Raw genomic sequence first — 18,919 nt, 5'->3', positions numbered from 1 at the left:
GGATCGCGCCGCCGCCCTGCCCTGTCGAATGCGGCGGGGCGCCTGGAAGGCACCGCACTGCGATCTGGATCAAGTCACGAGACGCTCGGCCCGGCTACCGGCTCAGTGAGATTCGACCTGCTGGATGCCCGCGAGCAGCCAGCCTTCGCCCGACGTGCGCGACTTCGAGAGATTCCATACCTCGACGAACGGCGCGGCCGGCTCACCCATGGCTTCGCGAATCAGGCCGGAGAAGCGCACGCTCGCAAGGTATTCGCTGCCGCGGTCTTCCACGCCGAGCAGGTCCGCGTTGAGCTGCACGACGTCGGTCTGGTTGGGCTGCGCGCCGCGGCCCGCGAGATCGACGCGGATTTCGGCGAACATCTCGGGCGTCGTGAATTCGCGGATGTCGTCCATGTTGCCCGCGTCCCATGCGGCCTGCAGGCGCACGAAGTAAACCTTGGCATTGCGTACGAAGGCTTCCGTGTCGAAGCCGGCCGGGATCGACGCCGCCGCCGGCGTATCGATTTGCGGCGTGCTCAGCGGATTGGCTTCAGGCGCGAGGTACTGCCCCGTGGGCGGCGCGGTGTAGCGCGGCTCCTGCGGCTGATACCCGCCCGACGACGGGTTCATGCTGTTCGACGCATACCCGCCCTGGTACGCGGGTTCCGCGGCACGGCGGCGGCTCATGAACTTGCGGATCAGCCAGACGGCGATAAAGGCGATGATCGCAATGACGATCATGTTGGCCATCATGCCGGCAAACGCCTCGCCAAGACCGAAGTGAGAAAGCAGCGCGGCGATGCCGAGACCCGCTGCGAGGCCCGCGATCGGCCCAAGCCAGCGATTGCGCGCCGGTGCGGGCGCGGGCGTGGGAGCCGGCGTGCCGGGAGCGCGCTGGGCGCCGGCCTGCTGCGCGGGATTCGCGGGGGTGGGCTGGGCCGGCGGCGGCGTGGTGCTGCGCTGCGTAGCCGTGGACGACTGCTTGCCGAAACTGCGGCCGCCACCCATGCGGCGAGCCTCTGCGTCGAACGATGCGAGGCTGCCGGCAACCATCACGCCGGCAAGGGCCAGGACGCCGATTCGTCTGGCCCATGACGATGAAAGCTTTTTGGAAGCAACGTTGCAGGGCTCAGACATGGCGAAAATTCCTTTAAAGACAGTGAGTTGGGAACACTAATACTTTGTGCCGACGTGTAAGGCTACCACGCCAGCTGACAAATTGTAATATTTGACGGCTTCGAGGCCGACTTGTTCCATCATCGTCTTGAGTGTTTCCTGGTCCGGATGCATGCGGATCGATTCCGCGAGGTACTGGTAGCTGTCCGCGTCCTGGGCGAAGCGCCGGCCAAGCCACGGCAGCACCTTGAACGAATAGACGTCGTACGCCTTCTTGAGCGGCTCCCAGACCTTCGAGAATTCGAGCACGAGCACGCGGCCGCCCGGCTTGAGCACACGGCGCATCTCGGCGAGCGCAGCGTCCTTGTGCGTCATGTTGCGCAGCCCGAAAGCCACGGTCACCACATCGAAATAGTTGTCCGGAAAGGGAATTTTCTCGGCGTCGCAAAGGAGCGCCGGCGTGATCACACCATTGTCGATGAGGCGGTCGCGGCCCACGCGCAGCATCGACTCGTTGATGTCGGTGTGCCAGACCTCGCCCGTCGGGCCCGCTTTCTTCGCGAACGCCATGGAAAGGTCGCCGGTGCCGCCCGCGATGTCGAGCACCTTCGCACCGGGCCGGATGTTCGCCTGCGCGATCGTGAACGCCTTCCACGCGCGGTGCAGCCCGCCCGACATCAGATCGTTCATCAGGTCGTAGTTCGAGGCGACCGAGTGAAACACGCCGGCCACCTTCTTCGCCTTGTCCTGTTCGTCGACTGTCTGATAGCCGAAGTGGGTTTTGCTCATCGCGCTCGTCCTTTCGCGGAAGGGTGTTCTATTGGTGTGCTGCGCCGCGTCTGTCAGAGATGCGGCGGGGCTGGATCGTAACAGGAAGCGTCAGTGGCAGTGGCCATGCGCGGCAGGAGGCGCCGCCATCGGAGCGTCGCGCTCGACGCCCGCTGCCTTCAGTCTGGCGAAATATTCCGCCCAGAGCTCGTCCTGGCGTGTGGCGAGCTCATAGAGCTGGTCCCACGAGTAGATGCCGGTGTTGTGACCGTCGGAGAACGTGGGCTGCAGCGCGTAGTTGCCGACACCTTCCAGCGCCGTAATCGTCACCTCGCGCTTGCCCGTCTGCAGCGTTTCCTGGCCGGCGCCGTGCCCGCGCACCTCCGCCGAGGGCGAATACACGCGCATCAGCTCGAAGGGCACGCGGTAGCTCTCCCCGTTCGCATACTGGAGTTCCAGCACGCGCGAGACGGCGTGCACCACGACGCCGCTTGGCACCGGCGTATCGGATTTCAGTCCACTCATGATCGTTCCCGCTGTTGGATGCGTGTTGGACGCGTATTGGACGCAATTGGACGCTCACCGCCCCCGCCCGCTCAGGCCTTAAGCCTGCTCCATTTCGTGGCGCACCGCGTCGCGCAGCAGCGTGGCCTGCGCGCGGCGCTGGCCCAGCATTGCCTCGGACACTGTGCGCTGGCGCGGTGCCCAGACGGGCAGCGGGAAATGGGCATCGTTCGTGAAGCGCGGAATGACGTGCCAGTGCACGTGCGGCACCTGGTTGCCGAGGCTCGCCAGATTCACTTTCGAAGGCTGCATGACGCGGCGCAGCGCACGCTCGACGGCGTACACCGCGCGCATCAGATGTTCCCGGTCGGCCGCGCCCAGGTCCGAGAATTCGGCGACGTGCGCATTCCAGATGACCCGGCAGAAGCCGGGATAGTCGGCCTCGGCAGTCGCGAGCACGACGCGCATGCGCTCGTCCTGCCACAGCACGTCGCCGCCTTCCTCACTGCAGAATACGCATGTCATCGTCGTCCTCGAACCCGTTCACGGAAAATTGAGCGCAGCCATTAGACCAGCACGCGCTCGATTCCGCCATTGTTCGCGTTCTGAACGTAGTCCGCCATCCAGTTTTCGCCAAGTATGTGGCGGGCGATTTCCACCACGATGTAATCGGCTTCGATGTTGGCGTCCTCGTTGTACCGCGACAGACCCTGGAGGCACGACGGGCAAGAGGTGAGAATCTTGACGTCCTGCGTCGTACCCTGCCCGCCCGCTTCCTGCTGCGTCGCCGGCTGCACCCCGTTCGCGCCGTTGCCGACGATCGGAATGCCGCGCAGCTTCGCCGCGCCCTTGCGGATTTCCTCTTCCTTGCGGAAACGCACCTGCGTCGAAACGTCCGGGCGCGTCACGGCCAGCGTGCCCGATTCGCCGCAGCAGCGATCGTTCTTCTCGATCTTGTAGCCGTCGTGTTCAGCACCCATCAGCTCATTGACGAGCTTGACCGGATCCATCGTCTTGATCGGCGTGTGGCACGGGTCGTGATACATGTAGCGCGTGCCCGTCACGCCGTCGAGCTTGATGTCCTTCTCGAGCAGGAACTCGTGGATGTCGATGATGCGGCATCCCGGGAAGATCTTGTCGAATTCATAACCCGCGAGCTGGTCGTAGCACGTACCGCACGACACCACGACGGTCTTGATGTCGAGGTAGTTCAGCGTGTTCGCGACGCGATGGAACAGCACGCGGTTGTCGGTGACGATCTTCTCGGCCTTGTCGTACTGGCCCGAGCCGCGCTGCGGATAGCCGCAGCACAGGTAGCCCGGCGGCAGCACCGTCTGCACGCCCGCTTCCCAGAGCATCGCCTGGGTGGCGAGGCCCACTTGCGAGAACAGACGCTCCGAGCCGCAGCCGGGGAAGTAGAACACCGCTTCCGAATCGACGTTCGTCGTCTTCGGGTTGCGGATGATCGGCACGATCTTGTTGTCTTCGATGTCGAGCAACGCGCGCGCCGTCTTCTTCGGCAGGTTGCCCGGCATCTTCTTGTTGACGAAGTGGATCACCTGCTCGACCACGGGCGGCTTGCCCGTGGTGGCGGGCGGCAGCGCCGTCTGCTTCTTGACGAACTTCTTCAGCACGTCGTTGCCAAGGCGCTGCGCCTTGTAGCCCACGCCCATCATCGCGGTGCGCGCGAGGTTGATGGTCTGCGGGTTCGTGGCGTTCAGGAAGAACATGCCCGCCGCGTTGCCCGCGTTGAACTTCTTCTTGCCCATCTTGCGCAGCAGATTGCGCATGTTCATGGTCACATCGCCGAAGTCGATCTTGACCGGGCACGGCGTCACGCATTTGTGGCAGACCGTGCAGTGGTCGGCCACGTCGTTGAACTCGTCCCAGTGCTTGATCGACACGCCGCGGCGCGTCTGCTCTTCGTACAGGAACGCCTCGACCAGCAAGGAAGTCGCGAGAATCTTGTTGCGCGGGCTGTAGAGCAGGTTCGCGCGCGGCACGTGCGTCGCGCACACGGGCTTGCACTTGCCGCAGCGCAGGCAGTCCTTCACCGAATCGGCAATCGCGCCAATGTCGGACTGCTGCATGATGAGCGACTCGTAGCCCATCAGGCCGAACGACGGCGTGTAGGCGTTGCGCAGGTCGGCGCCTTCGAGCAGCTTGCCCGCGTTGAAGCGGCCTTGCGGATCGACGCGTTGCTTGTAAGCGCGGAACTCGGCGATCTCTTCGTCCGTGAGGAATTCGAGCTTCGTGATGCCGATGCCGTGCTCGCCCGAGATCACGCCGTCGAGCGAACGCGCGAGCTTCATGATGCGCGCGACCGCATGGTGCGCGTCCTGCAGCATCTCGTAGTTGTCGGAGTTGACCGGCAGGTTCGTGTGCACGTTGCCGTCGCCGGCGTGCATGTGCAGCGCCACGAATACGCGCCCGCGCAGCACCTTCTTGTGGATCGCCTGCGTCTCGTCGAGGATCGGCTTGAATTCGCCGCCGTTGAAGATCTTGCGCAGTTCCGCGCGGATCTCCTGCTTCCACGAAATCCGCACCGTGCGGTCCTGAGTCACGTGGAAGACGTTGGCGTCGGGCTGCACGTCCACGCGGTCGGCGAACTTCTCCGCCAGCGCCTCGTAGCCCAGCTGCACGAGATAGTGCTGCGCCTCGCGCAGCGACAGATCGAGCTTCTCGCCCACGAAGGTCCAGCGTTCGCGCACGCGCTTGAGCAGGTCGAGCGCCTGCTGCACGCGGTCTTCGAGCAGTTCCGCGGAGGGAATCTCGTTCGCGTCGTCGGTCTTGCCGAGCGGCAGCTTGCCCGCCTTGAAGAACGCTTCGAGCGCGTCGACCAGTTGCAGCTTGTTCTTGATCGACAGCTCGATGTTGATGCGCTCGATGCCGTCCGTGTACTCGCCCATGCGGTTGAGCGGGATCACGACGTCTTCGTTGATCTTGAACGCGTTGGTGTGCTTGGCAATCGCGGCCGTGCGGCTGCGGTCGAGCCAGAAGCGCTTGCGCGCCTCGGCGGACACCGCGACGAAGCCTTCGCCGCTCTTGCCGTTGGCCATGCGAATGACTTCCGAGGTCGCGGCGGCCACGGCATCGGCGTCGTCGCCGACGATGTCGCCGATCAGCACCATCTTCGGAAACGCGTTGCGCTTGCTCTTGGTCGCGTAGCCCACGGCGCGCAGATAGCGCTCGTCGAGGTGCTCGAGACCCGCGAGAATCGCGCCGCCCTGCTTCGACGTTTCGAACAGGTAGTCCTTGATCTCGACGATGCTCGGAATCGCCTCGCGCGCCTGGCCGAAGAATTCGAGGCACACCGTGCGCGTATGCGCGGGCATCTTGTGCAGCACCCAGCGCGCGGACGTGATGAGCCCGTCGCAGCCTTCCTTCTGCACGCCCGGCAGGCCGGCGAGGAACTTGTCGGTGACGTCCTTGCCGAGGCCTTCCTTGCGGAAGCGCTTGCCTTCGATATCGAGCGATTCAGCGCGCAGCAGCTTTTCGCCCGGCGCGTATTCGCCGTCGAACCACTTCAGCTCGAAGCGCGCCACGGGAATGTCGTGGATCTTGCCCATGTTGTGGTCAAGACGCGTGACCTCGAGCCAGTTGCCCTGCGGGTCGACCATGCGCCACCAGGCGAGATTGTCGAGCGCCGTGCCCCACAGCACCGCCTTCTTGCCGCCGGCGTTCATCGCGACGTTGCCGCCGATGCAGGACGCATCGAGCGAAGTCGGATCGACGGCGAAGACGAAGCCCGCGGCGTCGGCGGCCTCGGTTACGCGGCGCGTGACCACGCCCGCGCCCGAGAAAATCGTCGCGACCTTGCGGTTCACGCCCGGCAGGTCGGTCATCTCGACGGGGCCGAGCTGCTCGAGCTTTTCGGTATTGATGACGGCCGAGAACGGCGTGAGCGGCACCGCGCCGCCCGTGTAGCCCGTGCCGCCTCCGCGCGGAATCACGGTGAGGCCGAGTTCGAAACAGGCCTTGATGAGGCCCGCGATTTCGGCTTCGGTATCGGGCGTGAGGACGACGAACGGATATTCCACGCGCCAGTCGGTCGCGTCGGTCACGTGCGAGACGCGCGAGAGGCCGTCGAAACGGATGTTGTCCTTGGCCGTGCGCTTGCCGAGCACCTTCGTCGCGCGGCGGCGCAGGTCGGCCATCTTCTCGAACTCGCCCGCGAAGGCGTCGATGGCGCGGCGCGTGGCGCCGACCAGTTTTTCGACGCGCGCGGCACGATCCACGCCTTCTTTGTCCGTGTGCTCCTGCAGATCGGCGCGGCGGCGCTTCTCGATTTCGGCGAGGCGGTGGTTCAACGCCTCGATCAGGAGCGCGCGGCGCTTCGGATTGTCGAGCAGATCATCCTGCAGATACGGGTTGCGGCGCACGACCCAGATGTCGCCCAGCACCTCGTAGAGCATGCGCGCCGAGCGGCCGGTGCGGCGCTCCGCGCGCAGCTCGGCGAGCGCGTTCCATGCGTCTTCGCCGAGCAGGCGGATGACGATTTCGCGGTCCGAAAACGACGTGTAGTTATAGGGAATCTCGCGCAGGCGCGGTTCGATGTCGGCGGCCACGGCGGCGGCGGCGCCGTGAGGATCGAAAACTTGAGGTGCGTTCATGGTTGGACGACTCTTTGGGCCAGTCCCGTGCACGGCTCGCGGCCGCTGCGACGGATACTGACGGGGCGCGTGGGGCGCTATTCTGAAATCGTGTCCGCCTGTGGCAGGCTGCGGACGAAAAGGGTGGGGAGGCACATGGCGGCAACGCTCACGCCGATGGTTCCCCGGCGCTCGGATTTAGCGACACGATCGTGCGTGGCGGGCGTGCCGCTGCGCCGCCGGGCGGGTTACGCGCCGTGCGGGCATCAAATGGGCTGTCCGAGGTTGCCAGTGCATCATCCGATCCTTGTTTCGAAAAAGGATTTTACCGCATGATCCGCACCCGCGCTGACGCTGCGTGGGAACCTGGTGAACACGCAAGATTCACTTGCGTTGACGGGCGATTCGCGCCCGATTGCGCGCGCTTTGACGATGATTTGCCTTCCGGCCGGTCGGCGAATCGCGCCGCCGCATCCGGCGCCAGCCGCCAGGCCGCGCCGCCAGTGCTGGAGCGGTTGGCGCTATCATTTACGCTTTCCCGCCCTAAACCCGCGCCCGGCGCGCCCTCGCATGGCCTCCCACGACGATTACCTGAAGAAGATCCTCACCGCCCGCGTGTACGATGTCGCCCGCGAAACCGAACTCGAGCGCGCTCCGAACCTCTCGGCGCGTCTGCGCAACGCCGTGTTCCTCAAGCGCGAGGACAACCAGCCGGTGTTCTCCTTCAAGCTGCGCGGCGCCTACAACAAGATGGCGCATCTCTCGCCCGCGCAGCTCGAGCGCGGCGTGATCACCGCCTCGGCGGGCAACCACGCGCAGGGCGTCGCGCTTTCGGCGGCGAAGCTCGGCGTGAAGGCCGTGATCTGCGTGCCGGTGACCACGCCGCAGGTGAAGGTCGATGCCGTGCGCGCCCACGGCGGCGCCACCGTCGAGGTCGTGCAGGCCGGCGAGTCGTACAGCGACGCCTACGCCCACGCCGTGCGCCTGCAGGAAGAACGCGGCCTGACCTTCGTGCATCCGTTCGACGATCCCCACGTGATCGCCGGCCAGGGCACCGTGGCCATGGAGGTGCTGAGCCAGCATCAGGCCCCGATTCACGCGATCTTCGTGCCGATCGGCGGCGGCGGGCTGGCTGCGGGCGTGGCGGCGTACGTAAAAGCCGTGCGCCCCGAGATCAGGGTGATCGGCGTGCAGACCGACGATTCCTGCGCGATGGCGCAGTCGATCAAGGCGGGCAAGCGCGTGGAACTCACCGAAGTCGGGCTGTTCTCCGACGGCACGGCCGTCAAGCTCGTGGGCGAGGAAACCTTCCGCCTGTGCCACCATTATCTCGACGAAGTGCTCACGGTCGATACGGATGCCCTTTGCGCCGCGATCAAGGACGTCTTCCAGGACACGCGCAGCGTGCTCGAACCCGCAGGCGCACTGGCCGTGGCGGGCGCGAAGCAGTACGCGGAGCGCGAGGGCATCGAGGGGCAGACGCTGGTGGCGATCACCTCGGGCGCGAACATGAACTTCGACCGCATGCGCTTCGTGGCCGAGCGTGCCGAGGTGGGCGAGGCGCGCGAAGCGGTGTTCGCGGTGACGATCCCCGAGGAGCGCGGCAGCTTCAAGCGCTTCTGCGAGCTGGTCGGTACGCGCAGCGTGACCGAGTTCAACTACCGCATCGACGACGCCGAGCGCGCGCACATCTTCGTGGGCGTGCAGATCCGCAACCGCGGCGAGTCGCAGCAGATCGCGAGGACCTTCGTCGATCACGGCTTTCCGAGCGTCGATCTCACGGGCGACGAACTGTCGAAGCAGCACATCCGCTACATGGTGGGCGGACGCTCGCCGCTCGCGCACGACGAACGCCTGTTCCGCTTCGAGTTTCCGGAGCGCCCGGGTGCGCTCATGCGTTTCCTTTCGTCGATGGCGCCGAACTGGAACATCAGCCTGTTCCACTACCGCAACCAGGGCGCCGATTACAGCTCGATTCTGGTGGGCATCCAGGTGCCTGCCGCCGAAGACGCCGAGTTCCGCCGTTTCCTCGCCACGCTCGGTTATCCGCACTGGGAAGAGACGCAAAACCCGGCGTATCGATTGTTCCTCGCGTAACGAGCGGCCATCGTGTCCGTATCGCTTTCCGACAAGCTCGTCGTCGCCATTTCGTCGCGTGCGCTCTTCGATTTCGAGGAGGAAAACCACGTGTTCGAGGCGGGCGACCTGCGAGCCTACGAGGCGCTCCAGCGCGAGCGCCTGAACGTGCCCGCGCGGCCAGGCGTGGCGTTCGCGCTGATCCGCAAGCTGCTCGCGCTCAATAACGGCGCGCATCACGTGGAAGTGGTGATCCTCTCGCGCAGCGATCCCATCAGCGGTCTGCGCGCGTTCAGTTCGTGCCGCGAGCACGGGCTCGACATTCAGCGCGGCGTGTTCACGCGCGGGCGCGAGCCTTGGCATTACCTCAAGCCGCTCAACGCGTCGCTGTTTCTCTCCGCGAATCCGGCCGATGTGAAGAGCGCGCTCGACGCTGGATTCCCCGCTGCACGCGTCTTTCCAGAATCGGCGACAATGTCGGAACGCAACGCGCACGAGATTCGCATTGCCTTCGATGGCGATGCGGTGCTGTTTTCCGACGAAGCCGAGCAGATTTTCCAGAGCAAGGGGCTTTCCGCCTTCGTGAGCCACGAGCGCGACAACCGCGAACTGCCGCTCGCGCAAGGCCCGTTGCAGCCGCTGCTCGCAGCGCTGAACCGTCTGCAGAAGCTCGCCGACGCGAACGCGCAAATGCGCATCCGCACCGCCCTCGTCACCGCACGTTCGGCGCCCGCGCACGAGCGCGCAATCCGTACGCTGATGGCCTGGAACATCGAGATCGACGAAGCGATGTTCCTTGGCGGACTCGACAAAGGCCCGTTCCTGCGCGAGTTCGAACCCGATTTTTTCTTCGACGACCAGATCCGCCATTGCGAATCCGCGCGCTCGGTCACGGCCACCGGGCACGTGGCGAGCGGCGTGACCAATCTCGCAACCGAAGCCAACGCATCATGACTCCCGATCAATCTCCGCTCGGCAAGGCCTCCACCTACACCGAGCAATACGACGCTTCGCTCCTCTTCCCGATCCCGCGCGCGGGCGCGCGCGAGCAGATCGGCATTGGCGCGCAACTGCCCTTCTTCGGCAGCGATATCTGGAACGCCTACGAGCTTTCGTGGCTCAACGCGCGCGGCAAGCCGCAGATCGCGATCGCCACGTTCTTCATTCCCGCCGACTCGCCGAACATCATCGAATCGAAGTCGTTCAAGCTCTATCTGGGCTCGTTCGCGCAAACGCCGTTCGAATCCGCCGAGGTGGTGCGCGAGACGATCAAGCGCGATGTGACGGCGGCCTGCGGCGCGTCGGTATCGGTGCGGCTCGAGCAGCCGGGCGCGTTCGGCAAGATCCCGTTCGAGGAATTCGAAGGGCTCTCGCTCGATCGCCTCGATCTCGACACGGAAATCTATCACCCGGAGCCGACGCTGCTCAAGGCGGCCTTCGACGAAGCCCCGGTAGAAGAAACGCTGATCTCGAACCTGCTCAAGTCGAACTGCCCGGTGACGGGCCAGCCCGACTGGGGCAGCGTGCAGATCCACTACGTCGGGCCGCAGATCGATCAGGCGGGCCTGTTGCGCTACATCATCTCGTACCGCAATCACACGGGCTTTCACGAGCAGTGCGCCGAGCGCATCTTCATGGACATCCTGCGCGAGTGCAAACCGGACCGGCTCGCTGTCTACGCGCGCTACACGCGGCGCGGCGGCCTCGACATCAATCCGTTTCGCACCAACTTCAACATGCCGATGCCGGATAACGCGCGGCTCGCTCGCCAGTAAGCCGAAGAAACGCAGACAATCAAAGGAAAACGCGCCGCAAAGACGGCGCGTTTTTCATTGGCGTGGCGATGCGACGGCGCTTCAATGCGGCAACTCGGCCGCCCCCATGCGCCGCGCAATCACGGCGGTGCGCTGCGCGAGATAGGCCGAGTTGCGATGCTCGTCGAAGTACCTGGGACGCGGCAGCATCACCGCGAGCCGCGCCGACTGCCACGGCGTGAGCTTCGCGGCGCTCGTGCGGTAGTAGTAGCGCGCGGCGGCTTGCGCACCGTACACGCCATTGCCCCACTCCACCGAATTCAGATAGATCTCGAAGATGCGTTCCTTGTCGAGCAGCGTCTGCAGCATCCACGTGATGATGAACTCCTGGCCCTTGCGGATGTAGCTCTGCTCGCGCGAGAGGAACAGGTTGCGCGCGAGCTGCTGCGTGATGGTCGAGCCGCCGCGCACGATATGGCCGCGCTGCTTGTTCCTTTCCCAAGCCTGGAGGATGGCGTCGGTTTCGTAGCCGTTGTTGTTGACGAAGTTCGCGTCCTCGGAAGCGATGATCGCGCGCTTGAGGTTGCGCGAGATCTGGTCGTACGGGACCCATTCGTGCTGGATCGAGAGACCGGGGCGGTCGGTGGAAAGACGCGCGGCGTCGGTGCGCATGAACGCCGTGGTTTGCGGATCGACGAAGTTCCAGAGCGCGATTTGCGCGAAGTAGAAGAGTTGCGTGGCGATCCACGCAATCGCGCACACCGAGACGACCCAGGTCAGCCAGCGCAGCGCGCCAGGACGTTTGCGCGACTGCGCGCGCCGCCCGCTGCCGCTCGCGACCGCCGCGGCCTGCGCACCGATGGCTTGCCTGCGCATGGCGTCGTCTCCGTTTTGTGCGAGAGGCGCCGGGCGTTACGCGGCCTGCGCGGCGAGCTGCGCGCGCAACGCCGCCAGCACCGGCGCGCCCTCGGGCCGCACGCCGCGCCACACGAAGAACGACTCGGCGGCCTGCTCGACCAGCATGCCGAGGCCGTCGGCCGCGCGCGCGCCGAGTGCCTGCGCGTGGCGCATGAACACGGTGGGCTGCGCGCCGTACATCATGTCGTAGGCGAGCGTACCGGTGCCGAACGCGCGCTCGTCACACTCGGGCAACGCCGCATCGAGGCTGCCCGCCGTCGCGTTCACGATCACGTCGTAAGGCTTGGGATCGACGTCTTGAGGACCGCCACCGTTGAGAATGCAGCCGAACTCGCCCGCCGCGCCTGCGAACTGTTCGATGAGCGCGTGCGCCTTGGGCGCCGTGCGGTTCACGATGGTGATCTCGCGGGGCCGGCGCTCGAGCATCGGCAGCACGACGCCGCGCGCCGCGCCGCCCGCGCCGAGCAGCAGCACGCGCGCGCCTTCGAGCGCAACGTCGAGGTTCACCTCGATGTCGCGCACGAGGCCGAAGCCGTCGGTGTTGTCGCCGAAGATGCCGTCCGCATCGAAGCGCAGCGTGTTCACCGCGCCCGCCGCCGCCGCTCGCGGCGAGAGCTTGTGCGCAAGCGCGTGCGCTTCCAGCTTGAACGGCACGGTCACGTTCAGGCCGCGCCCGCCAGCCGCGTGAAAGGCCTGCACGTGCTGGACGAAGCCGTCGAGCGGCGCGAGCAGGCGGTCGTATTCAACGCGCTCGCCCGTTTGCAGCGCGAACTGCGCGTGGATGTACGGCGACTTGCTGTGCGCCACCGGATTGCCGACTACGGCGTAGCGGTCGGCGTGCACAACAGGCTTCGACTCCCTGACGCTCATTCGCGCGGCTCCGTGGCGTGCTGTTCGCTCGATTGCTCTTCTGCCGCGGGCGCATCGCTTGCCGCCTCGCCGTCGGCGTCGCCCGCTTCTGCGACAGCTTCTGCTTCGCTTTGTGCGGACTCGTCGGCGGCCTCGATCAGCTCTTCGTCTTCGCCCGCATCCTCTTCGGCCTGCTCGCCGCTCGTCACGACGGGCGCATCGAGCACGCGCAGCATGCGCACCGAAGCCTCGATGGTCAGCTCGTCGATCGACAGCACTTCCATCATCAGGCGCGTGCCGCGCGCGTGCACGCCGAGTGCAGGCACGTGCATGAGCAGCGGCACTTCTTCGAAGCGCACCAGGTCGTCCTTCACCACGCTCGCCGGGAACTCGCGGCGCGGCTCGCGCCCAGCTTCACCGCGCATTTCCTGCTGCAACCAGCGCAGGCACCAGAAGTACTCCATGCGGCGCTGATGGTCGGCGTAAGCGGTGTAAGTCTCGTCGAAGCCCTGCACGACGGCGAACAGATCGGCGTCCTTGGGCTTGAACGGCGCGACGAGCTTGGCGGCCACGCCGTGCTCCACACAGGCGAGCAGCTGCCACTGGTTCACGAGGTCCACGTAGCGGCGCAGCGGCGAGGTGCTCCACGCATACTGCGCGACGCCGAGGCCTTCGTGCGGCGCGGCGTTGGTCTGCATGCGCGTGCGCTTGGGGCCGGTCGGCGCGCCGAACGCGCGCTGCGAGCGATAGATGCCCGGCACGCCATGGTCGTGCAGGAAAGCGCCCCACGTGGAGTTCGCGAGAATCGCCAGCTCCGCGACGATCAGGTCGAGCGGCGAGCCGCGGCGGCGCGGCGAGATGGTGACATGCTCGCCTTCCACGTAGAAGTTGAAGTCGGTGTTGCGCTGGACCTCGCGGCGCAGGCCGTAACCGGCGCGCGCCTGCTGGCGCTTCTCGAACAGGGCCTGCGCGAACGGCCACAGCACGGCGATGTCGTCCTTGTGCGGATACTCGCCCGTGCCCGCGGCGAGCGTCGCTTCGGTGACGACTTCGTCGAGCGTGTTGTGACGCAGATTGCTCTTCACGAACACGCGCTCGGCGCGCGTTTCGGTCGCGACGATCTCCTGCGTCTCGCGGTTCACGATGCAGTAGAGCGAAAGCGCCGGGCGCAGACCGCCTTCCTTGAGCGTGAAGGCGTCGACGAAATCGTCGGGCAGCATCGTGATCTTGTCGCCGGGCATGTAGACCGTCGAAAGACGCGTACGCGCGATCGTATCCGCCGTGTCGCCGCGCTGGATGCCAAGTGCGGGCGCCGCGATGTGAATGCCGATGCGCACGCGCCCGTCGGCCAGATGCTCGATCGAGAATGCGTCGTCGATTTCGGTCGTGGTGACGTCGTCGATCGAGAACGCCTGCACGTGCTCGGCGGCATCGGGCAGATCCTCGGGCAGCGTGCCCACTTCGACCGGCGGGAAGCCGGTGCCGTGCGGGAAAAAGTCCGCGAGGAAGCGTGCCTCGTGCAGCGCGCGCGGCGAAGCGATGCCGCCGTTTTCGAGCATGAGACGCGGCATCGAAATGCCGCGCGCAGCGGCCGCCGCTTCGAGCGCCTTGTATTCGATCGAGTTCTTGTCCGGCTTCGTGAGGAGTCCGAGCGCCTTACCCTTGAACGCCTCGGGCAGTCCACCCGCCTTCAGCTCCTCCTCGTAGCCGGCCTGCACCAGCGCCTGCTGACGCTTGCGCTCGAGCGAGGCCAGCGCCATCTTGAGCTGCTCTTCGGGCGCGCGCTGATACTGGCCGCGCCCCTTGCGGCGAAAGTACACGGGCGAGCCATGCAGGCGCAGCACGAGCGCGGCGCGCTCGACCGGACCGTAGGTCTCGCCGAAGTACTCGCTCGCAAGCGCCGTGTACGCAAATTCGTCGGCAGGCGCGCATTCCCACAGGAAGTCGAGATCGATCTCCTGGGCGGCGGCGTCCGCCTGCTCCAGCAGTTCGCTCGCAGCCGGCTTCTCGAACTCGATCAGCACGTCTTTTGCGCGCACCTTGGCGCGCCGGCCGCCCGGCAGCTCGACCTGAAATGCATCGCCCTGGCGCGACAGCACGCTGCCGGCCTTGAAACTGCCCGATTCCTCAAAGAAAACGTTCACTCAATACTCTCGTTCAGACTTGCTTCGACCGCCGGCGCGGCGCGCGGGCGGTGCTGTATACATATAGGCGTTCGCACGCATCAAGCGGCGTCGCAGAAACGGATCACTTCGTCGACGTAATCTGCGAACTCGCTGATGCCATGATCGCTGCCTTCGATCAGGTGTGTGGGCACACCCGGATAGTGCGCGAGCATCTCGCGGTAATCGAGCACTTCGTCGCCGGTCGCGGCGATTAGATAGTAGCGCGCGGGTTGCGTCACCGACGTAACGGCCAGCGCGCGCAACTCGTCCAGGTGACGCGGTTCGACGACGATGCTGCCGCCGCCGTGCCAGAGCGGCTGCTCGCCGAAATACTTCGACAGATCGCGGTCAGGCACCACCGCCGGGTTCAGCAGCGCGGCGCGCCAGCCGTGCTTTTCCGCGAGATGCGTGGCGAAGTAGCCGCCAAGCGAGCTGCCGATGAGCGTGACGCGCTCGCCCGGCTTCATTTGCGCGCCGATCTCCTGCTCAGCGAGCGCAATCGCCTCGCGCGGCGAAACCGGCAGCGTCGGGCACAGCCATTCGCCGCTGCGTCCCAGCTCGGCCATGCGCGCCGCCAGGAGGCGCGCCTTGAACGACTGGGGCGACGAGCGAAAGCCGTGCAGATAGACGATCACGCCGCGCTCCGTGCCGAGAGCGCATCGAGCAGCTTTTGATGCACGCCGCCGAAGCCGCCGTTGCTCATCACGAGCACCTGGTCGCCAGGGCGTGCGGCTGCGACGACCGCCTTCACGAGCGCTTCGAGATCGTGGAAAGCGCGGGCCTTCTCGCCGAGCGGCGCAAGCGCACCGGCGAGATCCCAGCCGAGCGCGTCCTTGCCGCTCGGTGCGCCGTAGCCGAACACGAGGTCGGCGTCGGCGAGACTGGCGGGCAGTTGCGCCTTCATCACGCCGAGCTTCATCGTGTTCGAGCGCGGCTCGAGCACGGCGAGGATGCGCGTGTTTTCGTGACCGACGCGCGTGCGCAGGCCGGCGATCGTCGTTTCGATGGCCGTGGGATGGTGCGCGAAATCGTCGTAGACGGTCACGCCGTCAACGCTGCCGCGCACTTCCATGCGGCGCTTCACGTTGCGGAACGTGGCGAGCGACGCCGCGGCCTGCGCAGGCGGCACGCCCACGCTGCGCGCGGCGGCGATCGCCGCGAGCGCGTTCAGGCGGTTGTGTTCACCCTGGATCTGCCAGTCCACCACGCCTGCACGTTCGCTGTTGTGATAGACGGCGAAGCGCTCGTCCACGGCCACGCCGTCTTCCGCCGGCAGCGCCTGCCAGCCGCCATCCACGCCGAAGCGCTCCACGTCGCTCCATACGCCGCGCGTGAGCACGCGTTCGAGCGCGTCCGAACGGCCGTTCGTGACGATGCGGCCAACGCCCGGAATCGTGCGCACGAGATGATGGAACTGCGTTTCGATCGCCGCGAGATCGGGGAAGATGTCGGCGTGATCGAATTCGAGATTGTTGAGCAGCGCCGTGCGCGGACGGTAATGAACGAACTTCGAGCGCTTGTCGAAGAACGCCGTGTCGTACTCGTCGGCTTCGATCACGAAGAAGCTCGAATCGGTCAGGCGCGCCGACACGCCGAAGTTCAGCGGCACGCCGCCGATCAGGAAGCCCGGATTAAGGCCCGCGTCTTCGAGCAGCCACGTGAGCATCGAGCTCGTGGTGGTCTTGCCGTGCGTGCCCGCCACCGCGAGCACCCACTTGTCGCGCAGCACGTGGTCGCCGAGCCACTGCGGACCCGACGTGTACGGCAAGCCGCGATTGAGGATCTCCTCCATCAGCGGGTTGCCGCGCGTGACCACGTTGCCGATCACGTAGAGATCGGGATTGAGTTCGGTCTGGCTCGCGTCGTAACCCTCGATGAGGCGGATGCCCTGCGCTTCGAGCTGGGTGCTCATCGGCGGGTACACGCCGGCGTCGCAGCCGGTCACCGTGTGGCCCGCGCTGCGCGCGAGCACCGCGAGTCCGCCCATGAACGTGCCGCAGATGCCGAGGATATGGATGTGCATAAGCCTGTCGCGCCGCGCGGGCGTCGTGAACGCGTTGATCGGATTGATCAGGTTGAAAAGGACGGAGAAGCTGGAACGTCGGCAGTCCTGCGCCGCCGCAGCAAAGAACGGGTATTGTACCCGAGGCCCTGAGCCCTATTGGCTCGACCTCGGTCCCCGCAGCGACGGAAAATCCCTGCGCACCCGGCAGCGGACGCGGCGCAGTGGCTGCGTGCAGGAGCCAGGGCGATCTCTAGTATCATTAAAAGATGGTTCGCAGATCACATTTCGATCCCCAGCGCGTGCGCGAGGAAATCGCCATCGCGGCAGCAAGGATGATCGCCGAGGACGGCCTCGACTACGCCACCGCCAAACGCAAGGCCGCCCGGCAGGTGGTGGGGGAAACGCGCATCGAAGGCACCTGGTTGCCCGACAACGATCAGATCGAGGAAGAGATCCGCGAATATCAGGCCCTCTTTCAAAGCGACAGCCAGCCTGCGGTGCTGCGCCGCCTGCGCGAGATCGCGCTCGAATGGATGCAGCGGCTCGATGCGTTCAATCCGTTTCTGACCGGTGCGGTGCTCAACGGCACGGCGGGCGAGCACTCCGACATCCATCTGCAGATTTTCTGTGACAACGCGAAGGATGTCGCGATCTGGCTCCTGAATGCGAACGTGCAGTACGACGTGTCGGAGACGCGCCATTTCGCGGCGCGCGGCCTCGTGGAAACTCTCAGCTTCATGTGGCGCCCGTCACGCGCCGAGGAGCCGGTGGGCATCCACGTTGCGCTCTACAATACGGACGACTTGCGCGGCGCCGTGCGCGCCGACGCGCGTGGCAGGCTGCCGCGCGCCAATGCGCAGGCCCTCCAGGCGCTGATCGACGAGAGCGGCGCCACTTCTTCCACAACCTGATAACGGCAGCGATGAATACGAAGCGGATTCTGGCCGGCGTGGCAGTGGCGGCAATCGCCGCAGGCGGCGGCCTACTGGCTGGGCACTGGGCAACGAGCGGCAGCGCCGACGCGGCCGACGCGACCTCGGTAAGCGCGGCGTCGGCGAGCGGCAAGCAGAATGCGCTCACCCAGCTCTGGTCGGCGGCAGTCACGAACCCGGACGGCAAGGCGCAATCGCTCGCCATCTACAAGGGCCGGCCGATCGTGGTCAACTTCTGGGCTTCCTGGTGCGGCCCGTGTGTGGAGGAAATGCCGGAGCTTTCCGCGCTCCAGCGCGAGTACGCGAAGAAGGGAATTCAGTTCGTCGGCGTCGGCGTAGATTCTGCCGCGAACATCAAGACGTTCCTCAAGAAGGTGCCCGTCGATTACCCGATCTACATCGCCGGTTTCGGCGGCGCGGATGTCGCACGCGCATTCGGCAACAGCGCGGGCGGCTTACCTTACACGGTCGTAATCGACGCGAACGGCGCCGTTCGTGCGACAAAATTAGGGCAAATCAAGCCGGACGAGCTTCGGCGCACCCTCGACGCGCTTTGACGCAGCAGATCGTCTGACAAGATCTTAGGCGCCATAAATGGGCTTTTGCCGTGAAAATCCTGTCATTTGACCGAAGATCGACCCAAACCCTCGCCGCAGCGGGTAGTCGGGGCCATATCTCCTTATCGGAAAACTAGACAAATTTCTCTAATCGGCGCTAAAGTTCGCGCAATTCCACGGAAAAAGAAGCGACCATGACGCGACTGCTGGTTCTGCACGGCCCCAACCTCAATCTTCTCGGCACCCGGGAACCGGAGGTGTATGGGCGCGTGACGCTGCCGCAGATCGATCAAGCGCTCTCGGACCGTGCAGGGGACGCCGGCGTCGAACTCGCGACCTTCCAGAGCAATCACGAAGGCGCACTGGTCGACCGCATTCAGTCGGCCCGCACCGAGCAGACCGACTTCATCCTGATCAACCCGGCCGCGTACACGCATACGAGCGTTGCGATCCGGGATGCGCTGGCAGGCGTCGGCATCCCGTTCGTCGAGATTCACCTGTCGAACGTGCATCGCCGCGAGTCCTTCCGGCACCATTCGTATTTTTCTGACCAGGCCGAAGGTGTGATTTGCGGCCTCGGCTGGAAGGGTTATCTCTACGCGCTCGAATACGCGCTCGACCGGCTCGCTGCCCGGTCGGCGGCCTGATTCCTGCGTCGGATGACCGTCAATACCTGAACAACAACCCGTGTCGGGACGCGC

Annotated in this window: 16 protein-coding genes; 6 read left to right on the top strand and 10 right to left on the bottom strand. The window is 65.6% G+C overall.

Going from position 1 to position 18,919, the window contains the following annotated elements; all coding sequences use genetic code 11:
- Positions 1 to 102: 102 nt before the first annotated feature.
- From AB3X99_RS00385 to AB3X99_RS00365, 5 genes are all read right to left on the bottom strand, one after another.
- Positions 103 to 1,119 (bottom strand): Tim44 domain-containing protein, encoded by a 1,017-nt coding sequence (locus AB3X99_RS00385; protein ID WP_069262910.1) that lies wholly within the window; start codon positions 1,117 to 1,119, stop codon positions 103 to 105.
- A gap of 36 nt (positions 1,120 to 1,155) precedes the next feature.
- Entirely contained in the window at positions 1,156 to 1,887 is a 732-nt protein-coding gene (gene ubiE, locus AB3X99_RS00380; protein WP_069262911.1) for a bifunctional demethylmenaquinone methyltransferase/2-methoxy-6-polyprenyl-1,4-benzoquinol methylase UbiE, read from the bottom strand.
- Positions 1,888 to 1,977: 90 nt separating this feature from the next.
- Positions 1,978 to 2,391: a gamma-butyrobetaine hydroxylase-like domain-containing protein gene (locus AB3X99_RS00375; RefSeq protein WP_069262912.1), complete on the bottom strand. Its 414-nt coding sequence runs from the start codon at positions 2,389 to 2,391 to the stop codon at positions 1,978 to 1,980.
- Between the two features lie 78 nt (positions 2,392 to 2,469).
- Positions 2,470 to 2,895, bottom strand: a complete 426-nt coding sequence (locus AB3X99_RS00370; RefSeq protein ID WP_069262913.1) for an HIT family protein — start codon at positions 2,893 to 2,895, stop codon at positions 2,470 to 2,472.
- Between the two features lie 41 nt (positions 2,896 to 2,936).
- Positions 2,937 to 6,983 (bottom strand): FAD/FMN-binding oxidoreductase, encoded by a 4,047-nt coding sequence (locus tag AB3X99_RS00365; RefSeq protein WP_342948404.1) that lies wholly within the window; start codon positions 6,981 to 6,983, stop codon positions 2,937 to 2,939.
- A 549-nt stretch (positions 6,984 to 7,532) separates the two neighbouring features.
- On the opposite strand from AB3X99_RS00365, the gene ilvA reads away from it, so the two are divergent.
- The 3 genes from ilvA to queF are packed head-to-tail and all read left to right on the top strand — an operon-like array spanning position 7,533 to position 10,813.
- Positions 7,533 to 9,059, top strand: a complete 1,527-nt coding sequence (gene ilvA / locus AB3X99_RS00360) for a threonine ammonia-lyase, biosynthetic (RefSeq protein ID WP_368615880.1) — start codon at positions 7,533 to 7,535, stop codon at positions 9,057 to 9,059.
- 12 nt (positions 9,060 to 9,071) lie between these two features.
- Entirely contained in the window at positions 9,072 to 9,992 is a 921-nt protein-coding gene (locus AB3X99_RS00355; RefSeq protein ID WP_368615879.1) for a 5'-nucleotidase, read from the top strand.
- Entirely contained in the window at positions 9,989 to 10,813 is an 825-nt protein-coding gene (gene queF / locus AB3X99_RS00350; protein WP_069268529.1) for an NADPH-dependent 7-cyano-7-deazaguanine reductase QueF, read from the top strand. The genes AB3X99_RS00355 and queF overlap by 4 nt, the downstream gene beginning before the upstream one ends.
- An 81-nt stretch (positions 10,814 to 10,894) precedes the next feature.
- On the opposite strand, the gene mtgA is transcribed toward queF, so the two are convergent.
- The 5 genes from mtgA to mpl form a co-directional block, all read right to left on the bottom strand.
- A complete protein-coding gene (mtgA, locus tag AB3X99_RS00345) occupies positions 10,895 to 11,668 on the bottom strand; it encodes a monofunctional biosynthetic peptidoglycan transglycosylase (RefSeq protein WP_368615878.1) in 774 nt (257 codons plus the stop codon).
- 36 nt (positions 11,669 to 11,704) lie between these two features.
- Complete coding sequence (gene aroE, locus AB3X99_RS00340; protein ID WP_368615877.1) at positions 11,705 to 12,580, bottom strand: shikimate dehydrogenase; 876 nt, start codon at positions 12,578 to 12,580, stop codon at positions 11,705 to 11,707.
- Positions 12,577 to 14,703 (bottom strand): RNB domain-containing ribonuclease, encoded by a 2,127-nt coding sequence (locus tag AB3X99_RS00335; RefSeq protein WP_342948399.1) that lies wholly within the window; start codon positions 14,701 to 14,703, stop codon positions 12,577 to 12,579. Before AB3X99_RS00335 ends, aroE begins: the two co-directional genes overlap by 4 nt.
- Positions 14,704 to 14,783: 80 nt before the next feature.
- Positions 14,784 to 15,359, bottom strand: a complete 576-nt coding sequence (locus AB3X99_RS00330) for a YqiA/YcfP family alpha/beta fold hydrolase (RefSeq protein ID WP_368615876.1) — start codon at positions 15,357 to 15,359, stop codon at positions 14,784 to 14,786.
- Positions 15,356 to 16,747 carry a UDP-N-acetylmuramate:L-alanyl-gamma-D-glutamyl-meso-diaminopimelate ligase gene (gene mpl, locus AB3X99_RS00325; RefSeq protein WP_133182944.1) on the bottom strand — a complete coding sequence of 464 codons (1,392 nt, stop codon included), beginning with the start codon at positions 16,745 to 16,747 and terminating at the stop codon, positions 15,356 to 15,358. The genes AB3X99_RS00330 and mpl overlap by 4 nt, the downstream gene beginning before the upstream one ends.
- A 248-nt stretch (positions 16,748 to 16,995) precedes the next feature.
- Between mpl and AB3X99_RS00320 the strand changes: the two genes are divergently transcribed.
- The 3 genes from AB3X99_RS00320 (at position 16,996) to aroQ (ending at position 18,865) form a co-directional block, all read left to right on the top strand.
- Entirely contained in the window at positions 16,996 to 17,640 is a 645-nt protein-coding gene (locus AB3X99_RS00320; RefSeq protein WP_069268523.1) for a UDP-N-acetylmuramate--alanine ligase, read from the top strand.
- A gap of 11 nt (positions 17,641 to 17,651) precedes the next feature.
- Complete coding sequence (locus tag AB3X99_RS00315) at positions 17,652 to 18,218, top strand: TlpA family protein disulfide reductase (RefSeq protein WP_368605978.1); 567 nt, start codon at positions 17,652 to 17,654, stop codon at positions 18,216 to 18,218.
- Positions 18,219 to 18,412: 194 nt separating this feature from the next.
- Positions 18,413 to 18,865 carry a type II 3-dehydroquinate dehydratase gene (gene aroQ, locus AB3X99_RS00310; RefSeq protein ID WP_069268521.1) on the top strand — a complete coding sequence of 151 codons (453 nt, stop codon included), beginning with the start codon at positions 18,413 to 18,415 and terminating at the stop codon, positions 18,863 to 18,865.
- Positions 18,866 to 18,919: the final 54 nt, after the last annotated feature.

This window comes from Paraburkholderia sp. BR10882 (assembly GCF_040948855.1).
GTDB classification, from domain to species: Bacteria; Pseudomonadota; Gammaproteobacteria; order Burkholderiales; family Burkholderiaceae; genus Paraburkholderia; species Paraburkholderia nodosa_A.
The sequence above is the reverse complement of the archived record's forward strand: the minus strand, read 5'-3'. Positions and strand labels throughout refer to the sequence as shown.